Here is an 11,593-nt window from a genome sequence, read left to right as displayed (position 1 = left end):
TTGGGTCGAACGCGTGGCAGGCGGTCAAGGTGTCCAGCCGCTTGGTGGCTCCGGGCGGGGTCGTGGTGCGTGCGTTTATGGGACGATCTCGGGGTGGCGCACTTTGAGCGTTTCGTGGAGGAGTTGCTTGACTTTCTGCTAATGCGTCTTGATGAGGGAGGTTTTGAACGACTGGTCGTTCATGAACCTCAGCGGATGTCAGCCGCGCATATGTTCACCGAAGGCGGTCGATGCGAGGTGCGTGTGGATGCGTTCACCGGTTGTAGCGCTTGCTCGCAGGTCCCCCCGGGAGTGCTGTTTGCAAGTTTCCTGCACATCGATGTTGAAGCGTGGCCCTGCACCCCAGTTCGGTCCCTGGCGCTGCAGCTTTCCGACGACCCCGACTACCGCTACCGGTGGAGGCCGGAGTATGCCGTTTTTGCCTCCGGGAAGCTTGTCCACCCGGTGGGCGAGATCGAATGGCCCTGGGGCCTTGTTCAAGGCTGAGTGGTTGGCGGCGGGTTCCTGGCCAGGGTGGCTGTTGTGGTGGTCGTCAGGCATGGTGGTTGTGGTCAGTCGTTGGTGTGGTCGGTTCTGGCGCGGGTCTGGGCGAGGCGGTATGAGTCGGTGCCGGTCTCGATGATGGTGCCGCCGAAGGTGAGGCGGTCGACGATGGTGGCGCAGAGACGGGGGTCGGTGAAGGTCTTGGCCCAGTCGCTGAAGACTTCGTTGGAAGCGATGGCCAGACTGTTCTTTTCCTCCCGCTCGGTCAGAACCTGGAACAGCAGCTCGGCGCCATGGCGGTCGAGCTCCATGTATCCCAGCTCATCGATGCAGAGAAGGTCGACGCGGCCGTAACGGGCGATGGTCTTGTTGAGCTGCCGGTCGTCGGCGGCCTCGAGCAGCTCGTTCACCAGCTTGGTGGCCAGGGTGTATTTGACCCGGTATCCGGCCATGGCCGCTTCGGTGCCCAATGCGATGAGCAGGTGGGACTTGCCGGTTTCCGGGTCGCCGATCAGGTAGAGCGGCTCGCCCTTCTTCACCCATTCGCAGGAGGACAGGGTGCGGACGGCGGCGGGGTCGATGCTGGGGTTGGCGTCGAAGTCGAACTCACGCACCGACTTTTGCCGGGGAAGGCGGCGGCCTTGATGCGGCGTTCGGAGCGGCGCCGGTTGCGTCGTCGCACCCGGCCTGAGCAACTCGGCCAGGAACCCGCGGTAGGTCATCTGGTCGCGGACTGCCGTTTCGGCCAGTTCGGGGAACTCGGTGCGGACGGTGGGCAGCCGCAACATCCGGCAGGCGCTGTCGACGGCGGTTTCGGCGGCTTGCTTGGTCAGTCCTCGGTGGCGGTTCGTGGTGGTCATCGAGCCTCTTCCTGGCTGGTCGGTCCCTGACTGGTGGGCGGGTGGCGGCGTAGGAGCTGGTCGTAGTGGGCCACCGACCGCAACGGCCGCCGGGGCGGCAGCCGGGCCAGCCGCCGCTGGGTGAGCGAGGTCACCGTCGCGGCCGCGGCCGGCGTCGCCGGTCCGGGGGCGGGGACCACGGCGGAGTCGTCGGTCTCGGCGGCCTTGCGGGCCTCCAGCGCGACCGCGTCGGCGGTGAGCGCTCCGGCCCGCAACGCCACGGCGATGCCGGCGACGATGTGCTCGGTTCATGTGCCGGTTCAGCAGCAGCACATCGATCAGGGCGCGGGTGCCCGCACAGTCGCCGTGGGCCTTACTGACCGCCGCCCACCAGGCGTCATGGACGGGGGTGAACTTGCCCGCGGCGCGAGCCTGCTCCAGCGCGGTCGCGCGGGGCGGCGCACCGGGCTTGCGGACCAGGGCCTCCAGGTAGTGGTCCAGCTCCAGACGCCGGTTGCCTTTGGCCCGCAGCCGCTCGTGCCGGGCCACTTCCTGGCGGCCGTCATAGACCACCAACTCCGAGGCGTGCAGCACGACCCGGACCATCCGCCGATCAGCCGGACCGGCACCGAGTAGCGGTTGGTGCGCACGCTGATCTGGCTGTGCCGGTCCACCTGCAGACAGAAATGCCGGCCCGTCTCGAACGCCTCGACCGGCAGCGGCTGCAGCAGCGGCCGCTCGACGGCGAACAGCTCACCGATCGTGCGGGGACGAGACCGGATCCGCCGCGCCTCGTCCTCCTCATCCCAGCGGTCCACCATCTGGTTCAGCTCGGCCAGCGAGTCAACCTCGCGCACCGGGACGAAGTGGTTACGGCGAAACCACCCGATCTGCCCCTCCACCTCGCCCTTCTCGTGCGCGCCCTCGATCCCCGGGCGGCAGTAGAAGCTCTCGATCCCGTAGTGCGACCGGAACGCCGTCCACCGCTCGGTCTCCAGCCGGCCCGGGTGAACCCCAGGATCTGTGCGACCGCGGCCTTGAGGTTGTCGTAGCGGATCTTGCCGAACGGCACCCCGCCCAGCACCTCTAACGCATGGACGTGGCCCTCGAAGAACGCCTCCTGCCCACTGGAGGTGAACACCCGGTGCACCGCCTTGCCCAAATACGACAGCCGCAGCCTGAACAAGTAGCAGGTCACCTGCTGCCCGCCGATCCGGACCGTGACGTCACCGAAGTCGACCTCGGCCTCGGCGCCGGGCCGGTGCGTCTGGGAGATGAACGCCTCGACCGGCCCCCGGCTGGCCTCCACCCGGACCTGCGGCCGCCGCTCGGCGACGTAACGCCGCACGATCCCGTAGGACACCGGCGCCTCATGCTCATCGACGAGCCTGTCGAAGATCCGCTTGACCGCGTGACGCTGCTTGCGCGGCGCGTCCGGATCGGCCCGCAGCATCGCGTCGATCAGCGGCTTGAAGGGATCCAGCAACGACGTCCGCAGGACCATCTTCTTGCGCGGCTTCGGCCACGCCGAGTCCAGCGCCTGACGCACCGTCGGGTGCGAAACGCCGTGCTTGCGCATCACCGTCCGGATCGACAGCCCATGTACATCACGGCGGATGGCCGCGTACAGCTCGGTCTTGCACTGCCGCACCATCCAGGCCCCCCACGGTGGGTGACACTTCAGATACTCCCACCGCAATCCCTGGGGCGTTGCTGAAACTCATCGACACAGCAACCCAACGATCAGGGGCGTTGCCCAAACTCATCGACAAACGTTGCCGCTAGACGCGGACGAAACCATCGCGTCTTTTCATACCTCCGACCGCGCCGTCCGCACGCGCAAGGCGTGGTGACCACTTGGCGTGGGCGCCCCCTGTCGGACGGCTGTCTAGCGGAGACCGTCCGCTCAAGGAAGCTGGCGGCACACCTCGTCGGCGAGGTCGTCGAGTCTGCGGACGGTCCGGGCAGCGGCTTCGGTGTACCAGCGGAGCTGCGGCGTTGGATCCCCCCGAGCTCAGCGCCGCGACGGCCTGGTTGAGGTTGACGCCAATCCGGCGGGCTCGCCCGGACGCCTGGATCAGCTCACCAAGTACCTCGCGCAGCATCGCGTAGTCGGGTCGCTCGCGACCACACACCACAGCCATCATCGCCGTCGCCATGAACGCCCCTACCGCCAGGTGCTCCCGTGCAGCAACGGCGCGGACGAGCTCGTGCTCGTCGTGGGCCAACGACACCCGCACCGACCGCCTCCGCGGCGGTTTCCGCGGCATCCGCCGATTGACCCGCCCATGCTCGTCTCTGGCCGCTAACTGCACCTCCGGATCGCGCCCGATCCCTCGTCCGTCCCGCTGGACCGCGCCCGGTCCAGCAGCGTTAAGTGAACCTTTTCCATTTCTTGCCCCGCACCACCTCGGGCGGCGACGGCCTCCTTGGCGTGGCCGCAGGTCGCAAGACAGGCCACCAATGGCGGCTGGACATCCATAGGGACGTCAGTCCTCAGGAAGGCTTGAAAGACGAATCACGTAAGTATGTCGTCCAAAGCGTTGGCGAGTTTGCTGCGGGCGTCGCGGATCAGGTGGTAGTAGACGTAGTAACTGTGTCGCTTCGGGCTGACCCAGCCGGCTTCCGCCAGGAGCTTCAAGTGTCTGGAGATGGCGGCTTCGGTGAGGCCGATCAGCCCAGCGATCTCGCGGGTCGAGCGCGGTCGTTCGGCCAGCAGACGAAGCACCTGGAGGCGGGTGGGGTCCGCCGCCGAGCGCAGGAGCTTGAGGAGATCCTCTGGCGGCGTCGGCGGGCGTGCCTGCCGTTCCAGCTCGGCCAGCGCGTAGGTGATCTGCACGGTCTGCCGGGTACGGTCTGCCTGCCGTTGGCGGTGTCCCACAACGGCGACCTGTGGCCACGCGAAGTGAGAGGGCACGAGCAAGAGCCGGTCACCCTCCGTGAGGGTGAAGTCCAGCACGGGGGCATGGCCACGGCTAGGCGAGGAGGCGATGACCAGCTCGTGGCCGTGGCGTTCGACATGCAGTTGCGGAGGGAGTCCTTCCAGCATGGCGGCCACTCCGTGCCTTGCACCGGCCTGGCCGCGCCGGACGATGTCGGCGAGCAGGTGCTTCTCCAGGTTCGGCCAGTCCTGGGCGAGGCATTCGTCCCAATAGGACGACAGCAGTTCGACAAACCGCTCGCGGGACTGTTCGGGGTCGGAGATCAGTTCGTTGAGAACGGGCAGCGATGTGGGGTGCGACGCGATGCGATGACGCGCTCGTCCTTGCAGAGCGGGGTCACGTAGAAAATCATGCAGCCGCACATAGGAGCTACGCCCGTTCTCCTCCAGGGCGCTCGCGATCAACTGCTCGGCGTAAAGCGCCACCGGCGCTTTACGGAACGTGATTACCTGATCGCGCCACGACCACACTCCGCTCTCCTCCCATATCCGAGAGAAGCCCAATGGCCGATTCGCCCACCAGAAAGTAAATGCATCGAGTTCCTTTCGCAGTTCCATACTCATTCGCTCGCGTATTTCCAAGGACCAGGAAATGTGCAGGGGATGATCCTTTATCGTGCTCAGGATATGCAGGCTGCGCAGCATCTCGTGAGCAGCTGAACCACCGAAGGTGACCGCGTCGAGATCCGCGGCGTCCAGCCGGACGCGCATGTTCATGGGGTCGCTTCCTTCCGATTGACTCGTTGGTTGATCAGTTGATATCGATCGCCGTGCCCGAGTACGGTGCACTCGATGCCAACGCGAAGGAGAGATCTCGGTGAGCATACAGCGAAGAACCTTTCTCGGAGGAATCGCTTTGACAGCGGTCGCTTCCGCCGAGCCGGCGTTCGCCAAAGCCCATACTTCCGGAGGTGCACCGGAAGAATGGAAGGAATTCGATAATTTCCTTGAAGGCCTTGCCGCAGCCGGACAGTTTTCCGGAGCGGTGCGGGTGGCGAGGCATGGCCGGACCCTGCTTAAGAGGGGATACGGAATGGCCGACCACGTAAGCCGCGAGGCCAACACGGCGGCGACGAGGTTCAGCATCGGCTCGATGAACAAAATGATGACGGCCGTGGCGGTCGCACAGTTCGTCAAGAAGGGGGCTTTGTCCTTCCAGGACACGATCGGCACATACCTGTCTGGTTTCCCGCGCGAGGTCGCCGACAGGGTCACCGTCCACCATCTACTCACCCATACCTCGGGTATACCGGACGTGTTCGAGGGGGAGGGTAAGCGGCTCCTCACCATCGACGCGTTGATGAAGGAGATCGTCAAGCAGCCACTGAAGTTCGAGCCGGGCACGCGCATGGAATACAGCAGCGCCGGGTTCGCCGTCCTGGGGGCGATCATCGAGCGAATCAGCCGGAGGGACTTCGCCCACTACATACGCAGGCACGTTCTCGCGCCAGCGCGCATGCATGACACTGCCTTCCGCGTGTACACGCCGTCGAAGGTGCCGCACATGGCTCACCCCTACGCATTGTTCGACGACAACGGCAAGTGGGTGGGCCAGCCCCGGCCCGACGGCACCCTTCCCGACGGTGAGTTGCGCGACGTAGGGAATCAGGTTTCATCCGCAACACCAGGCGGCGGCGCCATCTCCACAGTGGCGGACATGACCGCGTTCTCCCAGGCTTTGCTGGGCCACAGGCTGCTCAGCGCCAGACTCACCGCGACACTCCTAGAGGCCAAAGTGGACCAGCCACGGCCGAACAGCATGTACGGCTACGGCTTCGGCATCGACAAGGTGAACGGCGTCGACATCGTCGGGCACAACGGTGGCACTATGGGCTATTGGTGCCAGCTCGATATGTATCTGGCCACGGGGTACACGGTCGTCATCTTGACCAACCAGGACGGAGCCCTTCCCCCGTCGCTCAGGAAATCAAGAGACCTGCTCACACAATAGTCAGATGCAAAATTCGGAGCCTGTATTTTGAACGGGCCAAAGGAAGGGGCCGACCGTCGCGTCGGGAGCTGTCCCGCTCGAATACCCGGCTACGTGACCTGACCTGCGGTTATGCGGCGTGGTGATACTCGCTGATCACGCCTTGGACGACGCATTTTCGGCGGATGCGGCGCAGGTCGACGAGCCCGGGGAGCGTCCCGGGTCGGTTGCGTTTCGATGTCCGGAGGGCGCTGCTGCCGGGACTGGTGCGGCCGGTGGCGGTTGTAATGGATCAGATACTCGCTGAGCACCATCGCCAGGTGGCGTTTGCCGACGGGCTGGGTCCGGTCCAGGAGTTCGCGGCGGAGGGTTCCGATGACGCGTTCGCAGATGGCGTTTATCCGTGGGGTCCGCGGCAGGGTGGTGATGATCCGCAGCCCGTCGGCTTTGAAGACCTCGGCGAACGCGGTCGTGAAGAGGGGATCGCGATCGTGAATCAGGAACCGCAGCGTGTCGATGCGCTTCCCCAGGTCGATGGCAAGGTTGCGGGCCTGCCGCACCGCCCACGTCCCGGTCGGGTGCGCCGTCACACCGCCCAGGTGAAAGTCTGCGGGGTTCGTCGGTCACCCGACCATCCTGCCGCGTGGTCACGGCGGTCTGGTCGGCGAGGGTCATCGTCACTTCGCTGTTCGTCCTGTCTCGCCCTGCTTGATATCAGAAGGACTTGTTCGTCCCTTGTGTCACAGCAGTCTGACAGAGAGGGGTGCGGCGCCGCTTGACCTGGATCGCCTGGGCGGCGTGCGGGAACAGCAGGCCGCCCGCGGTACAGACCTTGAGCCGGCGGATCTCGTCGCGGCCGTGCCCGCGGTCACGGGTCCGCTCGCCCAGGGGGACCTCGCGCCAGGGCAGCCGCTTGAGCTGGCGGTGCAGGTGCTTTTGATTCCCCTTGACGATCATGATGTAGTCGGCGTTCTTGGCCTCGACCAGCCAGGCGGCGTGTTGGCGGACGGTGTGCAGGGCGTCGGCGGTGACCACCGCGCCGTGCAGATTCAGCGGTTCCAGCAGGGTGGTGAAGCACCTGTTCTCGCCGCTCTTGGCGGCGGTCTGCCGCTGGCTGAGCACGACACCGTCATGGGTGGCCGCGGCGACCAGGTGCGGGCGGGTGCCGTCTGGGCGGCGGGCTCCGCGCACGGTCTTGCCGTCAACGGCCAGGCCGTGCCGTTCACCCGCCTCTGGGATGTCGCCGCTGGTCAACAGTGCGATCAGATAGCTACCCAGAGCATCGTCGAGTGCGTCACCGTCCACCCCCGCCAGGATCCGGCCCAGCGTGGTGGCCACCGGCAGGCGTGCCCGGCCCGTACCGGTGAGCGGGGAACCCACCGCGCCCCAGACCACCGGGTCCATCGAACGTGCCCGCCGGACGATCTGTGCCAGCGAGCGTGCTCCGCCCAGCACCGCGACCACACACAAGCACAGCACGGCACCCAACCGATAACGGCGTCCCCGCCGGTCCCGATGGTCGGGCACCCGGCCCAGCACCTCGGCCAGAACCGGAAGGTCAAGCACGTGGCGAGCCTCGGCACGCATGTCTGGCGTGCGCAACTCATCGCAGTGGCGCACGAGGGTATCGAGCAGGGAAGATGGCATGCGAGCGCGACCCCGGTTCATGATCGATTGGTCTAGGCAACCTTGATCATCAAAAATCGCGCTCGTTCGTTACGCAGGCCGCCGCGCAGTGGTGTGGCGCCGTGCGATGCTCACATCATGGCCAGGAAGCGCCGTAAGAGAAAGCGCAACAGGGGCAGAGCGAACGAACCGGTCCGGACGCCATGCGATGCGTGCTCCGGCAAGGGCGGCCGCACGGACTCCATGTACCTCAGCAACGGTGGCCTGTACTCCTCCCGGGAGAACCCGGTCGTCTGGGTGCCCTGCACGCGGTGCAAGGGACGCGGCTATTCGTGACGGCCACCAGCGCTGAAGGCCCGCCTCACTCACTGGCGGGCCGATGACGCCGCAGCTCACCCACCAGTCATCTCACCATCCGAGAACGCATCAGCCCTGCCCTTCGGGCCCTATGCCCGACAACCGCGTGCGTCGTGAGCCTGGCAACGTCGAAGGTCTGGATCCCGATGAGATCGCGCATGCCCACTATGCCCCTACGGGTACGTGTCGTGGTCGAACTGCCAGGTGTCGATTCTTCGGACTCGGTCACAGAATCCCACTAGCTGACGCCGCCGCGCCGGTAGCCGCTTCACGGTGCCGGCTGATCGAATCGGCAAGCGATCCGCCCGGTTCCGCCAGTAGTATCAACTCCTCAAACAGCAACGTGCATGTCCGTTCTGTCAGCCGATGGAATTGGTCCCCCAGGACGAAGCCCTTGCCGGGTACTCGGTGGACCAGCGACGCGTCGCGGAGCCGACGGATCGCCGGTTCGATATGCACGTTCTGGAGTAGGGAGTCTCTGAATAGCGTGTCCGGGACAGGCCGGCCTGCGGTCCAAGGCGCATCCGGCGGGAACTCTCCCTCAGCGCAGGGGATGGCCACGCTGAAGATCATGATGAACGCCAGCACTGCGCGATCGATAGAGCACAGCACCCCCATGCCCTCTTCGGCCAAGCGTTGCGCAGTGTCCTCGTCGTAACCGGATATGTATCCGGATACGGAGGAAATCAGCACCCTGCCAGAGGCCGCCAATACGTCCTCGACGACGTGGCGAAGCGATGCTTCTGCGAGAGCGGGGAAAAGCGCGGCCGGCAGGGGCCGTGAAGCCGATTCCACCGCGCGCACGGCGGCCATGACCTGGTCCTTGCGGCTCGCTGAGAGCATTGGGCGGAGCCGTCAACGGCGTAGGTGGCCGGGAGTTTCTCCCTTCAGACATCACCTGGCAATTGGAGGTACGAGTGGGACGGCGTCCGGGGGGCGTACGAAGCAGGCGGCGTGTCGGGCTCGGGTGATCGCGACCCGGAGCACGCGCCGATTTCGGACGGCGCGCCTGGTCTCCCAGGTCGAGTCGAGAAGCCGGTCGCGGTGCTGTCCTTCGACGATGATGACTGCGTCGAATTCCTTGCCCTTGGATTTGTGCATGTTCATCAGCGTGACCGGGTGGGGTTCTGCCGGCCGGCCGGCGAGTGTCTCCTCGGCGAGGATGCGGCGGACGGTGTCAGCTGCGCCTGGGTAGGCGGTATAGCCGTCCCAGATGTCGCTGAGTCCCCAGGCAAGGGCGTCGGTCGCGTGTAGCAGGCGGAGCAGCCGCGCTTTGCTGAACACCTCCTCCAACTGCGCCGATCCGCGTAGCCGTGTACGGGCGAGTTGCCAGTCGGTGACCGGGTTGCCGGTGAGCTGGAGCCCGGCCTCGTAGGCAGCGATGATCGCCTTGGCCGTATTCGTGCGTACCGTCTTGCCGCTGAGGAATGCGTTGATCGCGTTCTCGGTGGCCGCGATGGCCGATCGGGCGCTGGTGGACGGCTTCCCTGCGAGCTTGACCCGGTAGAAGTCGGCGATGTTGCGCAGTGTCGCGGTGATGGCCTCGGTGGGCGGGAGCGCGGGCCATTCGAGGATGCTGGCGGCGACGAATCCGGCAGCGGCGGACAGGCCCGGGTCCCACACGAGTTCGTGATCGACCGGCGGCAGAACCTGCACCTTGGCTGACCGCTGCTCGGCAGAGATGGCTTCGGAGAGCGCCGCGGCGAACAGGCTGGAGGGGGCTAGGACAGCGATGGTGGGTACCTTGCCGAGTTGCTCGGTGAGGTGCTTTTGGAGGTGCAGGATCACTCGGTGGGTGAGCCGTTCCGGGGTGTCCGGGTAGTTGTAGCGCAGGTCGCCGATCGACTGGGGTAGTGCTGCGGGCTGGTTGCGTAGGACCGCGTTGGCGTAGTCGAGAATGCCGTTGCCCGCGCTGCGGTGGTTGTCGCCCGCAAGGTCGAACCGCTTCGGTGCAAGGGCGTCGATGACCTGTTGCAGGCGCGCCTCGTCGACCCCCCTTGACAAAGCTTTCATAGATTTTCTGGTCGGGGTCTGCGAGGCAGATGATCGTGCTGGTCTGGGCCAGCATCTGGATGACGCGCCATTGGTCCAGGTTGGTGTCTTGGAATTCGTCCACGATGACGAGCGGGTACCGGTCGCTGTACAGCCACCGGAGCGCGGGGCTGCGTTCCAACAGCATCGCGGTGACCGGTGCAAGCTGGTCGAACACATAGATTCCGCGGCGGGCGAGGGCCTGGGTTTCGGCGTCCCAGTCGCCGTCTTGATCGGCCTTGAGAGGAGCTTCGGCGTCGGGCGGAACAAACGTTGCTGGCGTTCCGGTCAGGAGCGGCCCGTGCGCGCGGACAAGGTCCAACAAGAAGGCATGGAAGGTCCGGATCTCCAGATGATCGCGGATCGCGTGGGGAAGGTGCTCGGCGACACGGTCGGAGATCTGCCGGATGGCGGCGCGCGAGAAGGACAAGAACACGACCCGCTGCTCGGGTTCCAGACTCCCCAGCGTCTTGGCGGCCTTGAGCAGCGCGATGGTGGTCTTGCCGCTGCCGGGTCCGCACTCGATCAGCAGGTGACCGGCCGCGTCGAGGATGGCTCGGCGCGTGTCGTCGAGCTCCATCACCCCTCGCCGGGCCCGCTCGTGTCGGAGTTGCCGTCCTCGGTCGTGCCAGCCTGTGCTCCGGTTTCGGCCGTCGCGGCGTTGTCGCTGGCTGCCTTTGCCGTCAGGTGCGCGTTGATGTCCAGCATCAGCTTGGCGAGCGTCGGCGGCAGCTGGGCCGGCCCGCATTCGGCGATCAGCAGGGGCGCGAGCGTTTCCGTGCCCTTCCGTGCCTTCAGGACCTTCTTCGCCAGTTCAATCACCTGCTCGTCGCCGGCGCCTGCCGGGAGGTATCCGAACTGCTGGGGGCAATCGGTGCGGGATGAGACCGCCATAAGGAAGTCGCGGAGGATACCCGGGTTGATCTCGGCGACGAGGAGATCCTCGATGCCGAGGTAGCCGATGTCGAGGTGGATCGCGAACGACTTGGCCTTGGTGTTCTGGTCGTCGGTGAGCGGGGGTATGGGTGTGTCGTGCGCGCCGAATACGGTCTTGCCGAGTGCGGCGAACACCGGCCCGTACATCGGGACGCGCGCGTCGCCACCGGCATCGAACACGGTCAGGCCGGCCAGGTCTGGGTGTTGGTAGTCGGTCGCCGGGTCGGCGTCTAGGACGTCGGCCACTGCCAGGTAGGTCGCGACTTCGGTGCCGCCCTCGACGACCAGCACGGCGTTTGCCAAGACGGCCTCGGCGAACTGACGGCGCTGCTCGCGGTACTTCTTGGGCTTGATGTCCTCGCCGAGGTCGATGGTGCAGCTGGACAGGGTCCCGTTGTCGTCGCGATTGAGGACGACGATCGCGTCCGGGCCGAATCGCTCGAAAGCCAC

Annotated in this window: 9 protein-coding genes and 2 pseudogenes; 2 read left to right on the top strand and 9 right to left on the bottom strand. The window is 65.9% G+C overall.

The window, feature by feature from the left end; all coding sequences use genetic code 11:
- Positions 1 to 93: 93 nt before the first annotated feature.
- The gene (locus K8Z49_RS37945) at positions 94 to 486 is read left to right on the top strand and encodes a hypothetical protein (protein WP_412516431.1); all 393 of its coding nucleotides are present in this window, start codon (positions 94 to 96) and stop codon (positions 484 to 486) included.
- Positions 487 to 551: 65 nt separating this feature from the next.
- On the opposite strand, the gene istB is transcribed toward K8Z49_RS37945, so the two are convergent.
- The 3 genes and pseudogenes from istB to K8Z49_RS37930 all read right to left on the bottom strand — a co-directional run bounded on the left by istB (position 552) and on the right by K8Z49_RS37930 (position 4,980).
- The gene (gene istB, locus K8Z49_RS37940; RefSeq protein WP_412516430.1) at positions 552 to 1,343 is read right to left on the bottom strand and encodes an IS21-like element helper ATPase IstB; all 792 of its coding nucleotides are present in this window, start codon (positions 1,341 to 1,343) and stop codon (positions 552 to 554) included.
- Positions 1,340 to 2,976: pseudogene (istA, locus tag K8Z49_RS37935) on the bottom strand (IS21 family transposase). The gene istB and the pseudogene istA overlap by 4 nt, the downstream one beginning before the upstream one ends.
- A gap of 864 nt (positions 2,977 to 3,840) precedes the next feature.
- Entirely contained in the window at positions 3,841 to 4,980 is a 1,140-nt protein-coding gene (locus tag K8Z49_RS37930; protein ID WP_412516429.1) for a DUF5937 family protein, read from the bottom strand.
- 100 nt (positions 4,981 to 5,080) lie between these two features.
- Between K8Z49_RS37930 and K8Z49_RS37925 the strand changes: the two genes are divergently transcribed.
- The gene (locus tag K8Z49_RS37925) at positions 5,081 to 6,214 is read left to right on the top strand and encodes a serine hydrolase domain-containing protein (protein WP_412516428.1); all 1,134 of its coding nucleotides are present in this window, start codon (positions 5,081 to 5,083) and stop codon (positions 6,212 to 6,214) included.
- 89 nt (positions 6,215 to 6,303) lie between these two features.
- On the opposite strand, the gene K8Z49_RS37920 is transcribed toward K8Z49_RS37925, so the two are convergent.
- The 6 genes and pseudogenes from K8Z49_RS37920 to K8Z49_RS37895 form a co-directional block, all read right to left on the bottom strand.
- On the bottom strand, positions 6,304 to 6,783 hold the full coding sequence (locus K8Z49_RS37920) for an integrase core domain-containing protein (protein ID WP_412516427.1): 480 nt from the start codon (positions 6,781 to 6,783) through the stop codon (positions 6,304 to 6,306).
- A 124-nt stretch (positions 6,784 to 6,907) separates the two neighbouring features.
- A complete protein-coding gene (locus tag K8Z49_RS37915; protein ID WP_412516426.1) occupies positions 6,908 to 7,840 on the bottom strand; it encodes an ISAs1 family transposase in 933 nt (310 codons plus the stop codon).
- A 561-nt stretch (positions 7,841 to 8,401) separates the two neighbouring features.
- On the bottom strand, positions 8,402 to 8,989 hold the full coding sequence (locus K8Z49_RS37910; protein WP_412516425.1) for a hypothetical protein: 588 nt from the start codon (positions 8,987 to 8,989) through the stop codon (positions 8,402 to 8,404).
- An 81-nt stretch (positions 8,990 to 9,070) separates the two neighbouring features.
- Positions 9,071 to 10,189, bottom strand: coding sequence for a 3'-5' exonuclease (locus K8Z49_RS37905; protein WP_412516424.1), 1,119 nt, complete (start codon positions 10,187 to 10,189; stop codon positions 9,071 to 9,073).
- 55 nt (positions 10,190 to 10,244) lie between these two features.
- A pseudogene (locus K8Z49_RS37900) lies at positions 10,245 to 10,787 on the bottom strand (UvrD-helicase domain-containing protein); the annotation flags it as partial.
- Positions 10,787 to 11,593 carry a hypothetical protein gene (locus K8Z49_RS37895; protein WP_412516423.1) on the bottom strand — a complete coding sequence of 269 codons (807 nt, stop codon included), beginning with the start codon at positions 11,591 to 11,593 and terminating at the stop codon, positions 10,787 to 10,789. The gene K8Z49_RS37895 and the pseudogene K8Z49_RS37900, both read right to left, overlap by 1 nt.

Origin of the sequence: Actinomadura madurae (assembly GCF_047130825.1) — a bacterium.
Taxonomy (GTDB): Bacteria; Actinomycetota; Actinomycetes; order Streptosporangiales; family Streptosporangiaceae; genus Spirillospora; species Spirillospora madurae.
This window is presented reverse-complemented; position numbering and strand designations above follow the sequence as displayed.